The 17484-nt window shown below is 43.8% G+C and carries 13 protein-coding genes; 8 read left to right on the forward strand and 5 right to left on the reverse strand.

Annotation, left to right across the window (positions count from 1 at the left end):
* Window positions 1–12 precede the first annotated feature (12 nt).
* From yacG to H6849_04040, 3 genes are all read left to right on the forward strand, one after another.
* Complete coding sequence (gene yacG / locus H6849_04030) at window positions 13–192, forward strand: DNA gyrase inhibitor YacG (protein ID USO01238.1); 180 nt, start codon at window positions 13–15, stop codon at window positions 190–192.
* A gap of 347 nt (window positions 193–539) precedes the next feature.
* Window positions 540–3695 carry a hypothetical protein gene (locus tag H6849_04035; protein USO01239.1) on the forward strand — a complete coding sequence of 1052 codons (3156 nt, stop codon included), beginning with the start codon at window positions 540–542 and terminating at the stop codon, window positions 3693–3695.
* A 115-nt stretch (window positions 3696–3810) separates the two neighbouring features.
* Window positions 3811–4014 carry a 30S ribosomal protein S21 gene (locus H6849_04040; GenBank protein ID USO01240.1) on the forward strand — a complete coding sequence of 68 codons (204 nt, stop codon included), beginning with the start codon at window positions 3811–3813 and terminating at the stop codon, window positions 4012–4014.
* A gap of 100 nt (window positions 4015–4114) precedes the next feature.
* Here H6849_04040 and H6849_04045 read toward each other — a convergent pair whose 3' ends face one another.
* The 3 genes from H6849_04045 to H6849_04055 all read right to left on the reverse strand — a co-directional run bounded on the left by H6849_04045 (window position 4115) and on the right by H6849_04055 (window position 6274).
* Window positions 4115–5284 (reverse strand): DUF819 family protein, encoded by a 1170-nt coding sequence (locus H6849_04045; GenBank protein ID USO01241.1) that lies wholly within the window; start codon window positions 5282–5284, stop codon window positions 4115–4117.
* Window positions 5285–5457: 173 nt separating this feature from the next.
* Window positions 5458–5907, reverse strand: a complete 450-nt coding sequence (gene mlaD / locus H6849_04050; protein USO01242.1) for an outer membrane lipid asymmetry maintenance protein MlaD — start codon at window positions 5905–5907, stop codon at window positions 5458–5460.
* On the reverse strand, window positions 5897–6274 hold the full coding sequence (locus H6849_04055) for a hypothetical protein (GenBank protein ID USO01243.1): 378 nt from the start codon (window positions 6272–6274) through the stop codon (window positions 5897–5899). Before H6849_04055 ends, mlaD begins: the two co-directional genes overlap by 11 nt.
* Window positions 6275–6457: 183 nt before the next feature.
* Between H6849_04055 and H6849_04060 the strand changes: the two genes are divergently transcribed.
* The 3 genes from H6849_04060 (at window position 6458) to infB (ending at window position 11121) form a co-directional block, all read left to right on the forward strand.
* Window positions 6458–6934 carry a ribosome maturation factor RimP gene (locus tag H6849_04060; GenBank protein ID USO01244.1) on the forward strand — a complete coding sequence of 159 codons (477 nt, stop codon included), beginning with the start codon at window positions 6458–6460 and terminating at the stop codon, window positions 6932–6934.
* A 76-nt stretch (window positions 6935–7010) separates the two neighbouring features.
* Entirely contained in the window at window positions 7011–8519 is a 1509-nt protein-coding gene (gene nusA, locus H6849_04065) for a transcription termination/antitermination protein NusA (GenBank protein USO01245.1), read from the forward strand.
* Window positions 8520–8556: 37 nt separating this feature from the next.
* Window positions 8557–11121 (forward strand): translation initiation factor IF-2, encoded by a 2565-nt coding sequence (gene infB / locus H6849_04070; GenBank protein USO01246.1) that lies wholly within the window; start codon window positions 8557–8559, stop codon window positions 11119–11121.
* A gap of 192 nt (window positions 11122–11313) precedes the next feature.
* On the opposite strand, the gene H6849_04075 is transcribed toward infB, so the two are convergent.
* Entirely contained in the window at window positions 11314–12609 is a 1296-nt protein-coding gene (locus H6849_04075; GenBank protein ID USO01247.1) for a hypothetical protein, read from the reverse strand.
* A gap of 395 nt (window positions 12610–13004) precedes the next feature.
* On the opposite strand from H6849_04075, the gene H6849_04080 reads away from it, so the two are divergent.
* Complete coding sequence (locus tag H6849_04080; GenBank protein USO01248.1) at window positions 13005–15395, forward strand: hypothetical protein; 2391 nt, start codon at window positions 13005–13007, stop codon at window positions 15393–15395.
* 135 nt (window positions 15396–15530) lie between these two features.
* Here H6849_04080 and H6849_04085 read toward each other — a convergent pair whose 3' ends face one another.
* Window positions 15531–16061 carry a hypothetical protein gene (locus H6849_04085; GenBank protein ID USO01249.1) on the reverse strand — a complete coding sequence of 177 codons (531 nt, stop codon included), beginning with the start codon at window positions 16059–16061 and terminating at the stop codon, window positions 15531–15533.
* Between the two features lie 156 nt (window positions 16062–16217).
* On the opposite strand from H6849_04085, the gene H6849_04090 reads away from it, so the two are divergent.
* Window positions 16218–17432, forward strand: coding sequence for a cation:dicarboxylase symporter family transporter (locus tag H6849_04090; GenBank protein ID USO01250.1), 1215 nt, complete (start codon window positions 16218–16220; stop codon window positions 17430–17432).
* Window positions 17433–17484: the final 52 nt, after the last annotated feature.

The following is a 17484-nucleotide window of genomic DNA, read 5'->3' on the forward strand; positions in this document are numbered from 1 at the left end:
GGTCTACACCCCATGTCATCAGTTCCCCCTTTACAAAAATACTCCTCCTTGAAAAAATGTGTTATCTGTAAAAAAGAATACACAGAAATGACCTATGCTCCGTTTTGCTCAAAACGATGCAAGCTTATTGACTTGCATCGTTGGTTAGATGGTTCTTATAGTGTGCCAACAAATGAAAAAGAAGAGGAATAATTAGTCTATCTTTTACAGGAATTTTTTCCTAAGAACTGTTTTATGATTTCTTCGAATTAAGGGTGTGGATAACGCGCATGCTCCCCATGAGAAAAACCTGTGTCAAGGCAGAAAGTCAATAAAATCCCTAAAATACATCCTTTTAGTTATCCCCACAACCTGTGGATAAGGGTGGGGATATGTAGGGGGAGAAAATGAAAGCTTTAAGTTTTGCTTAACCTTTTATCCTAATGCTCAAAAATTGAGCATGCAGAAATTAGTAATTAATAATGCCTATTAAGTTCTTGTAAAAAAAATACACTTATTTTATTGTGATTTTCACAAAAAAATTGATGAGTACACTAATAATGACAAAAAACTTCGCATATCTTTTGTTTACTTCTGTTTTTTTACTGCCGATTTCTGCAAGCCAATCGCTACTTATCCCCGGTATGGACGCCTGTTATAATCAGGCATTGCTTGAATCTGAAATTGAGGCTGGTGAAGATAGCACCAAGGACTTGTATGATGCTCTGCGACCATCTCGTCTACCTGTTGCCCAGCAAGTTGCAAATCTAACTGTGCGAACAGCAGAATGGTGTGGCGGTTATGCAGATGGAACATATCTTTTTACATGCTTTGATCGTGATATGTCTCAGGATTCTCGTCATGGACACGCAAATGCCCTGGATGCGGTTGCCTTGTGGTTGTTTCGTGAACCAGGTGAGCCCATCACCCGTGCGACAAGTCCATCTTCCCGTATAGATGTGCAAAAAATGGGAAAAATTGTGCGTATTGTTCTCGATTTATTTGCCGGTCACATAAAAGAAGAAGATCTGTCCCTGGTTTTGGGTCGTGTGCTAGAGAAAAGTATCAAAAAGCCTATTTCTTTTGAGGTTTTGCAGTCTTATGAGCTTTATCGTCGACTTGATTACGCTTATGATCATCTCAAAAATATGGCGCAAGAACTTGATCCTGACGAAGTCAGTGAGTACGAGGATGAGCAAGATCGCCTGCTCAGGCTATTCAGATCTGAGAGATATACACCAGAAAGTTTTCTCAAGATTACAAAAAAAGCAGACATGTGGAGCAAAGAAAAATCTACCTTTTTCCCTTATGATCCTTCTGTAAAAATTCTTAATTTTATAAGACTGCGTGATCGCAAAACGACTTTCGAGAAACTTTTGCAGCATATGAAGTCTCCATGGTCTCATGGTGATTATGATCATGATGCAATTGATAAGACTCAAGCGCGTTATGAGGAAATCACCTCTGAGTATTCTTCATACGGTCGATTTCTTACCACTATCAACACCACACAAACTCACCGTCAGTATGGGGCTCATTTGTTGCTGCATAATATTTGCGTAGCCGCACACGAAGCAAAAGCACGTGGTCGCGAAGCGCAAATTGCGCTTTTACAAGTTCTCGCTGCCTTTGCCGTGCATCGAGCCACAGAACCAAAAGATCTAGAGAAATTTTATGATGAGCTTGGGCTTCGCATGACCTTTTCTGGAAAATCGGCTTTTAGTATGGATGACTATAATAATCTTACAAGTAGAATCACTCAGTCTCCAGAGGCGTATCGTGATCTTAGTGAAGAGGAACGTCAAAATTTATCAACATTCTCAGTGTTGGTTTCTGCGTCAATGCTTCCTCTCAAAACTTACGATAGGGTGACGGTTAGAAGCCCTCTTTTGCAGGAGCGGACATTTTCAAATTGCTATGAAGTCGCCTTTGAAAACTTTTTGCGTATTATGTGCATGAGCTTTGTTCCGGGTCGTGGTTGGATTTCAGACACACGTCTTTTTCCTGATCACTCTCTGGTACAGAAGTATTTTGCTGAGGAGGCTTTTGGAACAGTGCGAGCAGCGAATACAGAAGATGCATCAAATACTTTTGCAACAATGATTTCGGGAATTCCAAATGTTCGGTACGTTAAAAAAGGTTCTGAAGTAATACCATCAGTGCTCAACACACTCTATTTATTAAGTACGATATGGTGCCTTGATGAGCCGGAAGAATCAGATGATGAAGAATCAGATGCGACAGAACTCATCACCGGTGCATTTAAGTACATTGAGAATGGAATCAACAGGCATTTTCTGCCATATGGAAAGAGCATTTCACTGCGTGCTGAAACTGATCTTTTTGAAGGAAGAGGCGACTCTGACAGCGTACATGTAACTGTAATGGAGGAGGAAACCCCTGTGCAAGAAGGGGTGATGCATATATATGAAAAGCACGCTGAAACAAAGGTGACCACACCCTTTAAGGATAGTGATGATTGGCGGACACTCTTGATTGCACATACAAAAAAAATATGGGAAGCCAGTGATGATTGTCCTTTGGAATTTGTAAGCACCCTTAGTGCAGAACAGATAGATACAATGGGGGAATCTGTGCCATTGAATGTTTTGCGTACTTTTGTGGACAAATCGAACATGCATGTTTTAGACGTGATGGTTGCACAAGTTTCCACTCTCGTGCGGGGGCTGCAGGATGAGCATACCCATGAATATGCCAAACGTATGCTAAGGAAGATAGCAACCACTGTTGAAAGACAGAGTGACGGGCACACATCAATGGTTTTTACAGAAAAACTACGTGCCGGGATTAAGGAGAATGTGATCCCGCTAGACCTTCTATCCTTTTTGGTTGACGCCTGTCCAGATGTTGCAAAAGTTTTTGCAAATGGATGGGAAGATTTCTTTCAAAGTCCTTTTTATAAAGCATGTATTAATAGGGATGAGGAATTATTATTAATAATGAATAAAGGATTTGAAAAAGAAAAAGGTACTCTTTTTCTGTCACACTATATTTACGGGAGTGACGGGAATTCTTTGAGTGATGATGTTCTATGGGGGATTGAAAAACTATCTCATATTTATGGACTTTATTTAACGAATAGTTTTGCTATATTACCGAGTAAACTCGATCATGTAATGCATTCTCTACAAAAATTGAAAAATCTAGGGATGGCTACATTAGCGGTTTCATCAGAAATTTTCGATGATAGAGATTTGCTCGCCTATTTTGCAACGAGATTACCAAATGCTGAAAAAACTTCCTACCAGATTGAATGTGCAGGTGAAAATCGTTCAGCAAAAATAAACTCGTGGGAAATTTGCGCACGTATGCAGAAAGAAAACCCTTTTTTACGGCTACACGTTTCGGGAAATAGAGAGCAAATAATGCTTGTTGCTCGGGCCCTGGCGTCTTACGGATGTATTGATGGAAACGATTATACCTTGCATAAAAGATCGGGAGTGTCATTATCCTTCGTTGCCTATACGAAAGATTTGCGCACAACAATAGCTTCTGAACAAGAGGCAGCAGGTGGGGAAGAAGCCTACAGAGAAAAACTTCGCAGTGGTTTTTATGAGGATCAGTATCCAGGCGTATATGCCTTGTATACAGATTCATACGCAGCAAGAGGCTTTCCTGTTGTGGACGAATCCCTTTTTGCAACCAGAGAAAGAGCCGCGAGTCTATCAGCCGCTGCTGAGGTCGATGACGTGTAGGCATATGTAAGCGTTGTTTTCTTAAAAAGAACAAAACATTGACTTTCGGGACGAGAACACATAGAGTCCTTCGACTGCTTTTTGTTTTAATCAGTTTAGAAAGGAAGTGATTGTCATGATCGTTATTGTTCGCGATAACAATGTAGATCAGGCCGCTCGTGCATTAAAGAAAAAGCTTCAGCGTGAGGGTCTCTTTCGGGAGATCAAGTTACGCCGGCATTATGAAAAGCCATCCGAGCGCAAACTACGCCAGAAGGCTGAATCGGAACGCCGCGTTCGTAAACTTATGCGTAAGCGCTTTGAGCGCGAGGGTTATTAATCACCCGTGCAGTATAGGAAAAAGGCCTGGATTCCCAGGCCTTTTTTTGTTGGCATATGCCCATTAGGTAATGAATAAGCATATGTTTATGAAAAATCGTTTATGCAATACCGTAAAGTTTCGCCATACCCACACCGATATAGTTTGCGATTGCATATCCTAAGACTCCGGTGAGGATACCTGGGACAACTTGCTCTCGCCATCCAAAGCTTGTCGCCATGGCGGCAGCCGTTCCGGGCCCTCCGACATTGGCATTGCATGCAATAATGATCGACCGTAAATCGAGTCCCGCCATCCGGCTAAGACTAAAAATGACCAGCAGTTGGACACAAAGCAGTGTAACAGTCATTAAGAAAATTTGAGGAGCTACTGTAAAGGCTTTGACAACATCAGCGCTTGCACCAATAACACCAAAGAAAACCTGAAGCAAAGCATACCCAATAACCTCTGCTTGATGAAGTTTTTGCGCTAAATCTCGACAAGCATTTGCAAAAATAATAGAGCCTGTTGTGACGAAAAGAAGAGCATCTATGGTGTAACCTGTCTTGCTTTTGATGAGTGTTGATAGATACTTTGAGACAGCAAAAATCCCAAGAGAAACAAAAACAGCCATGAGAACCTGGAAAACATCCAGTTTCTGTTCTTTTTCCGTGTGGTGATGCGTTGATGCGGTAAGTTCAGGGTTGACCGGGTACAACTTTAACATGTAGGCACTCACAGATATCAGTCCAAGAGTGGTAAAATAAAGTGCCATGGTTATATTATCTGCGGCAACACCAGCACTAAATAACTGACTATCACGTAGCTCAAGTGCCTGTGAAACAGTTGCAAAGTTCACTGATCCCCCAATATAGGTCGCACAAAACATAGAAACAAGTTTGCCCAACTCACCTGGCATTTCAAAAAGTGTAAATACGGTAATCGTTCCCAGAATAGTGCCAATAGTACCAAACATAAACGCGGTCAGTGTTGGTCCTCCTGCCTTAAAAACTGTTTTAAGATCAGCACGCATGAGAATCAAGGGTATGGATAGGGGAATGAAATAACCCCATACGAAGTCGTAGGCAGGAGCTTCATTAGGAATAATGTGAGTATTAGAGAGACACGCCATGAAAGCCATCGTCAAGAAAACGGGTGAAAGATAGCGTAGAGCCTTGACTTTGTTCAGTGTAAGCCCGACATAGGCCCCAAGAAAAAGAATGGCCATAAGAGCAATGTGGTTTGAGGGATCGACAAAAGATGGGGTTATAGATTCAAGAGATGATATCATAGTATAAATGAATAAAACTTCTTGCTGACGTTAGTCAAAATTTTTGACACCCGCAAGACATTTTTGTATAAGTGCTATGCATTTGTATATTTCACGTACCGATAAAGGCCACAAGAAGACCAACATTGCTTGCCGGTCTCTGTGTCGAAATCAGTCCGGTAAAACACCTGTTCTTATTCTTTCTTGCCATACATCATGCCACTAATGAGCTCTTCCAGGCTCACTGACGATTGCGTAATTGTTATTTGGCCATGGGGGGGGATTGTTGTTGTGCTTCCTCCAGGAACAATTTGCAAAAACTTTCCTCCGAGTAAGCCATCACTGTGAATTTCTGCGGATGAATCATCGGGAATGGCAATGTCTTTACGCAAGGTAAAGGTAACGTTTGCGAGAAATTCATCCTTACTGATGGTGCTAGAAATCACAGATCCTACTTTTACACCGCTAATACGCACATCAGCTCCTGTTTTAAGCCCATCGATGCGCTCGAATTTCGCTGAAAGCGTGTAACTGGGTTCGCTGCTGCCTCCCAGGTCGGTACTTTTGTAGGCATAAGCCCCAAAAATCAAGGCAATAGCACAAATAATTGCGCCGATGAGTGTTTCAAACGTTCTATCTTGCATTGTTTAGCGTTCCCTTTTTTTGTCTTTTTGGTTTCCATCTATTAAAGCACATTTTTTTTACAAATACAGGCCAATATGCATGTTGCGTCCCTGATAGATTGTGAAATATAGGGGCAGGTGAAACACCTGTTTCGCCAATAATTGCTTCACTAAAAGGATGTTCGGGTGGTTTCATGGTGGTGTGGTGCAACCATAAGTGCCACTGTGGGGAAATGCATGTTGCATCCGTGGAATCTGAAAAAATGGCCCAGCGCTGGCGTCTTTTGGTCAAAGGGTGCGGATAGCGTGATGCATAGTAACGGATACCATTATCATCTACCCCTACTAGATCACCTGAAAAAATAGCGCGCAACCGGTGAAAAAACATGAAAAGCTATAAAAAACGAGTACGATAAAAATATCATTTTATCGTATGGATGTATATGGGCGTGTGTGAAAAGACGAAGAAAAGACTTGAAATGTGTGTTGTTTATGACTAAATATGATGCATATTGAAATGCATTTGTTTCAGTGGGCTCTGGCCCACTTTTTTATTTAGGTAGAACTTGGGATGATTGCAGTTGCTATAACGCCGGTAGAGGATAAAGTTCTTCAAGCACTTTTACCCTCTTTTGGAACCCTGGGGTATACAATTGTTCGTGTGCAAGTGCGGGGCACGGAGCGCATTACTCTGGAGATTCTGATTGAGCGTGTGGATGGAGAGCCGGTGGCGTTGAGTGATTGTGTGCAAGCATCACACCAAGCATCGGCTATTTTAGATGTGGAGGATCCACTGGACCGAGCTTATTCGTTGGAGATATTTTCTCCCGGACTTGATCGTCCTTTTACGCGCATGGAAGATTTTACCCGTTATCAGGGGAAAGACGTGCGGGTGAAAACGGATATTGCTTACGAGGGGCGTAAGCGCTTCAGGGGAACTCTCACGCGCGTGGACGAAGAAGAAATCTTCGTGGCTGTGGAAGAAGGCGATGTGCCTATCGCCATTCGCAAGGAGCACATTAATCAAGCAAACTTATGTTCTGATTAGCAAAGATTATAAAATTTAAGAGAAGTAAGCATAGTTCTGTGATTAAAATAAATAACGTAAGACAGGGTACATAAAGATGAATATTCGTGAAGTTATTTCAGGCGCCGAGGCCTTGGCACGCGAGAAAAACCTTGACATTGATGAGGTTCTAGAGGCGATTGAGCAAGCCATTCAAAAAGCAGCGCGGACCAAATTTGGCCTTGAAAAAGACATTCGTGCCAAGATTGTCAAAGAATCGGGGGAATTAGAGCTCACACGGTGCCGTGAAGTTGTTGAGGTATTTGAGGACCCGAGTGATTCTGGAAGTAAGGTTTTGCTTTCTGATGCGCGTCGTGAGTCGCCCAAGGCTGAGCTCGGTGATGTGTTAGTCGATCACTTACCCAACATCGATTTTGGTCGTGTGGCCGCTCAAACAGCCCGTCAGGTCATTACACAGCGTATTCGAGAAGCGGAACGCACGCGCAATTATAACGAGTATATCGGACGAGTCAGTGAAATTATTAACGGTACTATTCGGCGGTTTGAGTTTGGTAACGCCATTGTTGATCTTGGCAAAACAGAAGCTATTCTTCGTAGAGATGAGATTATCCCACGAGAAAACTTACGCATTGGTGATCGGGTGCGTGCTTATATTATGGATGTCAAAAGTGACGTACGTGGTCCGCAAATCTTTTTATCACGGACACATCCGCAGTTTATGGCCCAGTTATTTGCTCAGGAAGTACCAGAGATCTACGATGGTGTAATCCAAATTGTCGGGGTGGCGCGTGACCCCGGAAGCCGTGCAAAAATAGCTGTTTTCGCACGTGATTCATCTATTGATCCTATTGGTGCGTGTGTAGGAATGCGCGGTAGTCGTGTTCAGAATATCGTGAATGAGCTGCAGGGAGAAAAAATCGATATTGTGCCGTGGTCTGATAACCTTGGAACATTTATTGTAAGCGCCCTTGTTCCTGCTGAGGTTGTAAAGGTTATTGTTGATGAGGAGCGCAACAAAGTGGATGTTGTTGTTCCTGATGATCAGCTAAGCTTAGCAATTGGGCGTCGCGGCCAGAATGTGCGTTTGGCTGCCCAGCTGGTTGGTTTTGATATTGATGTTCTTACTGAAGCTCAAGAGTCTGAACGTCGCTCTCAAAACTTAAAAGCCCGGACGGAGCTTTTCACAAGCGTTCTGGACGTTGATGATGTAATCGCCCATATTCTAGCCGTTGAGGGATTTGTAAGTATTGAGGACATTGTCATGAGTGATACTTCGGAAATTGCTGCAATTGAAGGCTTTGATGACAATGTAGCCGCAGAAATTCAGGCGCGGGCGAATGTCTATCTTGTGAAGAAAAACGAAGACCTTCGTGCTAAGCTTAAGGAAATGAAAGTTAATGATGATCTTTTAGATGTTGAAGGGGTATCCCTTGGTATGGTACATACCCTAGCAACGAAGAATATTTTGTCACGTGATGCTCTGGCGGAACTTGCTGGCGATGAGCTGCGGGAAACCCTGAAAGAGCATAATCTTTCACATGATGTTTCGAATGAAATCATTATGAAGGCACGTGCACACTGGTTTGACGAGGATGCTGATAAATAAGCACGGGGCTTGAAACAGCGATTGATTTGGTGGACGCATGACGGATACGAAAAATACAAAATCTCAGAAGCTCTCACTTGGAGGCGATGCCCTCAAGCGTATACGAGATCAGCAACAAAAAGCGCCTGGTGGTCGCTCTACGGTTACGGTCGAGGTGCGTCGTCGTCGAATGCCTGGCGACTCTCATCAGGGCATGCAACAGGGCCGTATTCCCTCAACGTTGACCATCAAGAAGTCTCAGGCGCATGAAGAGGTGGAAACCTCCACGCAGGCATCTGATCGCCCTGAAAAAAGGACTTTCCCAGCGGGTAATGATCGCCTGAATGCAATCCGCGAAGCTCTTTCATCTCAAAACTCTGGCGTTCAAACACCTCGAATGTTTGGTGATGACCTTTTGCGTGATAATCTTTCCAGGCTTGATGAGGATGCACGCCGACGTAAAGAGATTGAGTTGCGTCAAAAAGCGGAAGCAGATTCTGCTGCGCGCAAGCGTGATGAACGTAATGATAGGGATACAGATAAAAGCGCAGTATATGCTGCGGCGCCGGTATCTAAAAACGCTTTCTCTCCACGTGATGACGAACGTCGTCATCACCATGCAAAAACATCTTCTGATACACATACCCACCGAACGGCAAATGCCGACGATACTGAGTCCATTCGTAACAAAGCAAAAACGGCACCCCAAGCTCGCATAAGTGATGGAAGCCGCCGAAACACTGGACGAATTTCTGTTCGCCAGGCCATGGATATCACGGAGGATGTTGATCACCAACGTACGCGAAGCATGGCGTCAATTCGGCGGGCAAGGGAAAAAGAACGTAAGCGCCAAATGCAGGCTGATACGAAAAAAGTTGTGCGTGAGGTCACGATCCCGGAAGTTATTACGGTGCAAGAACTAGCGAATCGCATGGCTGAGCGCGTGGCTATTGTTATCAAGACACTTTTGAGTCTGGATGTAATGGTAACTGCTAACCAAACAATTGACGCTGACACAGCGGAGCTTGTTGTAACGGAACTGGGCCATAAACATCGTCGGGTTTCTGAAAGCGACGTTGAGCATGATGATCTTAGCGCTCAGGATTCGGCTGATACAATGATTGCCCGTTGTCCCGTTGTAACGATCATGGGGCATGTGGATCATGGAAAAACATCATTGCTTGATGCCATCCGCAACACGGACGTTGCAGAAGGTGAAGCAGGTAAGATTACACAGCATATTGGCGCTTACCAAGTGCAAACGAAAAAGGGTCAACGGATCACTTTTATTGATACACCTGGCCATGCAGCATTTAATCAAATGCGGGCGCGAGGGGCAAATGTTACGGATATTGTGGTGCTTGTCGTTGCTGCGAATGACAGTGTGAAGGACCAAACCGTTGAGGCCATCCAACACGCAAAAGCAGCGGGGGTTCCCATTATCGTGGCTGTAAACAAGATTGATTTACCAGATGCAGATTCTATGAAGGTTAAAACAGATTTGCTGCAGCATGAGGTTATTGTTGAGGATATGAGTGGTGACGTGCAGTGTGTTGAAGTTTCCGCAAAAGCAGGACTAGGCCTTGATAAACTTGAGGAAGCGATTCTTCTGCAAGCCGAAATGATGGATCTCAAAGCTAATGCTAATCGTCCTGCCAATGGTGTTGTCATTGAGTCCCGTATGGAAATAGGTCAAGGGCCTGTAGCAACAGTACTGATTCAAGGCGGAACCCTAAAAATGGGTGATATTTTTATTGCAGGGACTGAGTATGGCCGTGTTCGCCTACTGAAAAACGAAAGAAATGCGCGCTTGGTTACAGCAGAGCCATCGACACCTGTGGAGGTTGTCGGCTTTAATGGTTCGCCAGCTGCAGGAGACGAGTTTGCGGTTGTTTCTTCAGATAACCAAGCCCGCGAAATTGCTGAGTACCGCCAACGTAAGACCCGTGAAGCCCAGGTCCTTGCGGCCCGCAAAACTATGGATCAGCTATTTTCTGAAAATGCGCTTGGCAAAGAGTTGGCCGTTGTTGTTAAGGCAGATGTGCAAGGTTCTCAAGAGGCCATTTGTGGATCACTTGCTAAAATAGGTACGGATGAGGTCAGTGTTCGTGTTGTGGGTACCGGAGTTGGTGGCATTAATGAAAGCGATATTAGCCTTGCGATGGCCACGAAAGCGCGTGTTCTTGGGTTTAATGTGCGCGCCAATGCGCAAGCCAAAGATCTTGCCCATAAAGAGGGGATTGCCATTAAGTACTACTCCGTCATTTACGATATTATTGACGATATAAAAGCCATTCTTTCGGGGATGTTAGCGCCTACTATTCGAGAAACTTTTTGTGGTACAGCGGAGGTTATGCAGGTCATCAAAGTTACCAAAGTTGGAAAGATTGCTGGTTGTGTTGTGCGTGATGGATCCATCAAACGTGGGGCAAAAGTTCGTTTGTTGCGCAAGGATGTGATCATTCACGAGGGAGCACTTAAAACACTGCGGCGCTTCAAGGATGAGGTGCAGTCTGTGAATAACGGCCTTGAATGTGGTATTGCCTTTGACAATTTTCAAGACATGCGTGTTGGAGATATTATCGAGTGCTTTGAGGTCACAGAAATCGCTCGAAAGCTTTAAGTGTGCTCTGAGTATTGAGATAAGTGGTGATAGTTGGATCCAGTTCTTTTATTGCTCTGATTAAAAAAAATCACATGTGTGGTCTTTTGTTGGGGTACTGCTAATTCTTTCCTAGGTCTCTTCAGGAAAGGCAAACACGGCTCAGTATTGTAGGATCCCCCGCGATGTTTTCGTGGAAGTCGGATACTATGCTTAAGGTGATGAACGAGGCAGTATTTCCCATGCAGCAACGCTATCAGCATAGTCATGTGAGTAATAAGTGGGATCATCATACTCCCTTTCATATTCCGTTACATCAGGGAGTGGGGGACTATCACAATCAAAGTAATCAGGGAGTATGTGAAACATAGAAGTACTATCTTCTAAGGACTCTCTTCCTATATGAAGCGTAGCTTTACGAAATTCTTCTCTTCGGACCTCTTGGTGCATACGCATCAGTGCCATTTGATGAACGGGTAACTGTGGCGTGGGAAAAACATGATGTGTATAGTGTGCCCAGGGGCTTTCTCCTGATGTTTTCTCCCATGATCCTCCATAGGTCGCCATGAAGCCTAAGTTTCTTAGTGATAAATTTTCAGAGCGTAACCTAAAAACAACATGATCAAGGCAAGATGAGGGGTGTTTTACCATAAAACGTAGCGTGCGTGCGGTTTGATTAGCAGAAACTTTCATACCCAGAAGGATACGCAGGGTATTTTGTTGCAAGGAGACAATTATTGCTGATAATGAATTTTGCCCCCGATGTGCAAGATCTTGTACATCATCCGGACTTAGAAATCTTTCCTGAACATAACGTGCATCCGCTAAGCGCTGTTCGTTCTTAGCTGCCTCTGGGGTGTCGAGAATTGTTAAAATAGCTTCACGTGACAGCGGAAGGATAAAACAATGCGGTTTTTCAGCAAGCTTTCTAAAAATATCCTGTATCATTTGATCAATGCAGATGCCGATGGAAGGCTCTGACAACCCATGATCCATTGTTTTTCTTGCAAAAAGAACGTTTTTGGATCCTTCTTTTGTGGGAAAAATCATATAATTTAAAGGTATTAGCTGTACTTTTCCTAAGAGCAGTTTTTTTTCAAGTGTTGGGTGATATAAAAAAATATGAAATCCAGAACATATAAGGCGTGTGCGCGGATCAGCACCAAAACCTAAAAGAAGATCATCGCCAGATAAAATTGTCGACACAAGGTTTCTGGATATTTTTATGTGTTGTTTTTCTATTTTGGGATGACTATCATCTTCATGGTGCGCCCCACAGAGGGCAAAGGTTAGCTCAAAAGAAATAGGTTCTCCTTTGTGGCTTTGCACAAGGTTTTCTCGCACTGCATCTGTGAGAGGAAGTGCACCTAAACCATGCGGGGAAATGTTCAGCCTACGTGATAAAGGAAAATCCAGAATGCTTTCAACGCGAGCTCTATCATCGTAAAGTATATGTGCGTGGGGATGTGATGGTGCGAGGGAGGCAGATTCTTCGTGTTTGGTTCGCATAGAGTCAGATTCCGAGGCTACGCTTGGAAAAAGTGTCGTGATAAAAAGCAAAATAATGCATTTTTTTATGTTTTTGAGCATATGTATTTTTCTGAATATAATCACTCATTATATAAAATTTTTTCTTTCTAAAATCCAGATGAAAAAATCTTTTTCTTTTGTGTGATTAATAAAAAGCGATACCTAACAACATTATACAGGAGGATGTCTCTTTTGAGGTGGGCGATATGTGCGCTGTTTTTTACGCACATTATTCGCATGTAATTCCTGCACAGACGTTCTGTTCATATATGGTGGCAAATGAATTATGAATATTTTTTATGCTAAGGCAGGTTAAATATTTATTAATAATTATCATGTCTAATAAATAGAAAATATTTCATAGAGGAATAATGATGAATCGTAAAAATATCGTGTTTGCTTCTTTGTTTGCTGTGTTGGGAGGTGATTTTTATGCATCATCAAGCCCTGTTTTGCTCACGACCCCACAGAAGGGTGTTGAAACCTTTATCAGCACACTGAAAGAAAACCGCTCAGCGAATGTTGGTATGTTGTTTTCAAATCTTCCTGAGGAACATAAAAAACTTCTATGTTCCGACGATTACCGTGTGAAAGTACCTGTTGTTAAGCGACATGCTGTTGCTCAACTCTGTGACGCGTGGGCGAAGGACAAACATGCAACCGCCCGCGACTTTAAGGATCTCAAAACAGTTGGCGCTGCAAAACAAAAACTTGAACGGTCTAAGGATGAGGCGAAGAAACGCGCGGCTGCATTCTCTATGCATGATCGAAATATCCATGGAAATATTGATGCTACGAAAGCAGACCTCTCGGATGCTGCTAATGCTACGCGCGATCGTGCGGCTGCATACTCTTCGCGTGATGGAAATATACATGGAAATGTTGATGAGGCACGTCGTCAGTTTACACAACGCACAACCAGTGATCATCCAGTCAGAACTTCTGCTGGAAGCATGCGCATCGATTTACCCGTAGCTGGTGGTGGATCTGCGAGAGAATTTTCTCCACGAGCACTTTCACCACGATCATCCCATTCTCCAGTAGCTGGTGGTGGATCTGCGAGAGAACTTTCTCCACGAGCACTTTCACCACGATCATCCCATTCTCCAGTAGCTGGTGGTGGATCTGCGAGAGAACTTTCTCCACGAGCACTTTCACCACGATCATCCCATTCTCCAGTAGCTGGTGGTGGATCTGCGAGAGAACTTTCTCCACGAGCACTTTCGCCGCGATCATCCCATTCTCCAGTAGCTGGTGGTGAGTCTTTCAGAGCATCTGCACCTGACTCTGCGGTTACAGATTCTCTTGCGCAAGCAAATGAAGCCGTGCGGGCGGCGAGGGTTTCGCATCTAGATGCGCAAAAGCGAGACTTAATGGCACTTGAGGACTTTAGCATAACCAACACGGTTGAGCCCAGAAATCCTGGGGGAACACTATACTTTACAGATAAATTTTATGCCATGCAGCGCTTGAGTCAACTATTGGAAGCGGCTCGTCAGGGATACCGAGAGTCCCAAAAAGCCCATGAAGCGGCAGGGTTTATTGATCAACACAATCACGCAGCCTTAGAAGCAGCTAATATAGAGGCACAACAAGCACTTAACCTATCACAAAGGGCAATTGATCAGGCACAAGAGGCAGCCGCTGAGGCAGCAGCAGCCAAAAACAAGGGGAACCATCAGGGCAATGCACCAGAGCCACGGGAGGCACATGCTTCTTTTTCTGCAAGTACCCCTGCAAAAGCTGTTTCCCGTTTACGGGAAGAACATCTAGCATCTCAGGCGCGTTCTGCTCAAGAACTTAACAGAGATTTTGATAGAATTGCCAACACTTCTGATGATAAGGCACGTGCACATTCCGAACAATTACGTGCGGAAATTGAAAGTGTTCGTGCGCGTATTGCAACCACTCTTGAGCATCTTACTAGTGCCCAAAAAGCTGAGGAAGAAGCAAGGAATTTACGCGATTTTCTGAATAGGAGTATAGCTGAAAATCGACAAAGAGGCCCCTTAGACACAAAAGTTGTCGAGGACATCAGGAAAGAAATTAATTCCGCCGAAGATGCTGCCAAGAAAAGCGCAGATGTCCTGCAGCGCAATATTAACGAAGCGAGAAAAGCTCTTGATGACCTTACCGTTGCCTTGCGTACATCCTCGCAGAGACCCTCTTCTGGTGGTTATGGGGGTGGTTACTCACAAAGTACTATGGGTGAGAGGAAAACCTCCCACGATGCTGCGCGTATGGGTGCTGCGGATCCACGATCAGATGATTCCTCCTCCGAGTCCGGGTCCGAGAAATCCGAAGATATCCTGACGGTTGTAGAGAGAATTGAGAAAAATGATGGTTATGCTGTAAGAATTCAACCACTCATTGATCAAAAGAAGCTTTTGGAAGGGTATGAGGAAAGTTTCTCCTTACTGGAAGCTAGGGTTCATGGTATAGAACGCGATTATATGACGAGAGAGCTGCACGCAAGTATGATGATCCTGGATTCACTGATTCGTCAAGGAAATGAGGGATTGAACAAACTCCATACAGCTCATAATGCACTAGAGAGCCACGCTCAAGGTGAGAGTGTAATGGAGGAAATGAGAGGATCTTCTGATCCTGGTAATCAAAGTGTGGCGCAAACGTTTTATAATACTATGCGTGATTTAGAAAGTGATAAAGATAATGCCGCACACGAACTACAGCAAAACCTTGCGCGCATAGAGGAGATTTTCCGTGTAATTAGCTCTCATGTTGATTTGAAATACAAACAGTAAGGGTTCTTTGTCGATCGAACACCGCCTAGTCATGCTTATAAATGTAACAGATTAGGGGATAAAGATGGTGCCGATGGTGGGCTTGTATGCATGTTGTGCATGGGAAAGCTCACCACTGAGCACCGTCTTTTTTGTTTAATCAAGGGTTATATTTTTATACAAGCGTGTGTAAGCCTCAGCGATTTTCTCATGCGTATCCCTGTAGCAATCCCAAACACTTTCGCCCCACTCCTTAACCCGACGCGTGTGGTCATGAACCGTTTGTGCGGAAATAATATCTAAAACGGTCATCCAGTGGGGACTTGAGGGCTGTTCAATAATACCCCACCCAATCGTTTCAGTTGTGGTCGCAATAATCTCTCGAAAGTGTCGGATTTTTGCTGCAGGGTATTTTTTTACATAATTTAAATAAAGACCGGTCAGGTGAAGGTGGGCCGATTGATTGGCACGCTTATCCGCTTGGTCACCAATATGTTGGGCAGCGTAGGCATCATTTGTAATTTGTGACACGGAAGCATATTCAGGATCTAGGTGTGTTTTTGCAAGGATGGCTGTGAAAACATGCCAACATTCTGGAATAGCGCCGATATAGGGATGTGCAGGACCTGGGGATTTTTCTTCCTCGTAAGAGGCCTGACATCCATAGCAGCGAATTAGATTTGCCATAGTGCGCCCTTTTTTCAGATGATAGGTATGAGTATATCAGATTATGGGGGTGAGTCTTGTGTCTATTTTATAAGGCACTGTTTTTTTTGGCTGCTCTTGATTTTTTATTTTCAAGAGGCAATATGACGTATGAGAGATTATTACGGAAAAATAAAAATGCACCGAGTATTATCGTTCATGGTCTCCTCATCGGTGGGACGTATTTTTGTGACATTAGGGATTTTTATGCTTTTGGCGCCAGCGATTCCCCATGTTTGTCATCGGACCTTCTACACGATAAGCTTGCTGATTAAAGATATGTTGATGATTATCCTGCCAATTGTTGTCGTTGTTTTTATCGCATCAAGTTTATCCCTGTTTCAGCTGAAAGCGCCTGCTTTAATTCTGAGCATTATGCTGTTTGAGTTTGTTTCGAATGCGACGGCCGTGATGTTTGCTTACGCCAGCAGCGCAGGTATTTTGGCACAAGTAACACAATTGACCCACATGCCAGCATCTAAGGTATCACTAGAGCCGTGGTTTTCTTTGGGTGCCTACAAGCCTTCTTTTTGGAGCAGTGATAAGGCTCTGCTCGCTGGGGCGCTCTTGGGCTTGTTGACGGTATTTTGGCGCGAGGCACCTTGGGATAGTCCTCTTCAACGCCTGCGTGATCGTATTAATGCATTATTCACCATGACGGTAGGAAAGCTTGCTCCTGTATTTTTGCTTGGATTTTTGTCGAATATGTATGCTGGTGGGGCCTCTACTATTTTAGGAAGTGCTCAGTTGGGAGCCCTAGGGCTCTCAACATTTGTGGTATGCGCCTATGTTGTCTTGCTTTATATTCTGGCGGGGAAGGGGCAAATAAAATTAGCGCTTAAGGCGATGAACAATGCTTTTCCTTCGTTGTTTATGTCCTTCACAACTATGTGTAGCATCACAACAATGCCCTATACTATTCAATGTGCAGAAAAAAACATGCGCGACCCCAGCATGGCAAAAATGATCATTCCTGCAACAACGAATATCCAACAGGCAGGTGATTGTTTGATGAATGCCTTGTTTTGTTTGATTTTGCTCAAGACCTATGGGATGCCGATCCCAGGATTGTGGGAGTGGAGCATTTTTGTTGGTGTTTTTGCAACAGCACGTTTTGCCACGGCAGGAGTGATGGGGGGGGCAATATTTATTATGTTGCCTTTATATGAAAAATATTTGGGATTTACGGCTGAAATGTCTGCAATTTTGTTGGCTCTGAATGTTCTCTTTGATCCAATTATTACGGCTATGAATGTTTATGCAAACGGCGCCTTATGTATTATTTTTGAGCGATTTTGGCTGTGTCTTGAGGGAGGATATGACGCGTTGCGAAAAAGGTTGATAGCCAGCTAACTCGTTTCAGAAGTTTACCCTTTAACTCCAGTGCTTGCCCATGTATTATAGA

The organism is Alphaproteobacteria bacterium, from assembly GCA_023898725.1.
Lineage (GTDB): Bacteria > Pseudomonadota > Alphaproteobacteria > JAUHZC01 > JAUHZC01.

Coding starts and splice junctions, on each gene's coding strand:
- yacG (USO01238.1), top strand. CDS start 13: ATGTCATCAGTTCCCCCTTTACAAAAATACTCCTCCTTGAAAAAATGT.
- H6849_04035 (USO01239.1), top strand. CDS start 540: ATGACAAAAAACTTCGCATATCTTTTGTTTACTTCTGTTTTTTTACTG.
- H6849_04040 (USO01240.1), top strand. CDS start 3,811: ATGATCGTTATTGTTCGCGATAACAATGTAGATCAGGCCGCTCGTGCA.
- H6849_04045 (USO01241.1), bottom strand. CDS start 5,284: ATGATATCATCTCTTGAATCTATAACCCCATCTTTTGTCGATCCCTCA.
- mlaD (USO01242.1), bottom strand. CDS start 5,907: ATGCAAGATAGAACGTTTGAAACACTCATCGGCGCAATTATTTGTGCT.
- H6849_04055 (USO01243.1), bottom strand. CDS start 6,274: ATGTTTTTTCACCGGTTGCGCGCTATTTTTTCAGGTGATCTAGTAGGG.
- H6849_04060 (USO01244.1), top strand. CDS start 6,458: ATGATTGCAGTTGCTATAACGCCGGTAGAGGATAAAGTTCTTCAAGCA.
- nusA (USO01245.1), top strand. CDS start 7,011: ATGAATATTCGTGAAGTTATTTCAGGCGCCGAGGCCTTGGCACGCGAG.
- infB (USO01246.1), top strand. CDS start 8,557: ATGACGGATACGAAAAATACAAAATCTCAGAAGCTCTCACTTGGAGGC.
- H6849_04075 (USO01247.1), bottom strand. CDS start 12,609: ATGCGAACCAAACACGAAGAATCTGCCTCCCTCGCACCATCACATCCC.
- H6849_04080 (USO01248.1), top strand. CDS start 13,005: ATGAATCGTAAAAATATCGTGTTTGCTTCTTTGTTTGCTGTGTTGGGA.
- H6849_04085 (USO01249.1), bottom strand. CDS start 16,061: ATGGCAAATCTAATTCGCTGCTATGGATGTCAGGCCTCTTACGAGGAA.
- H6849_04090 (USO01250.1), top strand. CDS start 16,218: ATGCACCGAGTATTATCGTTCATGGTCTCCTCATCGGTGGGACGTATT.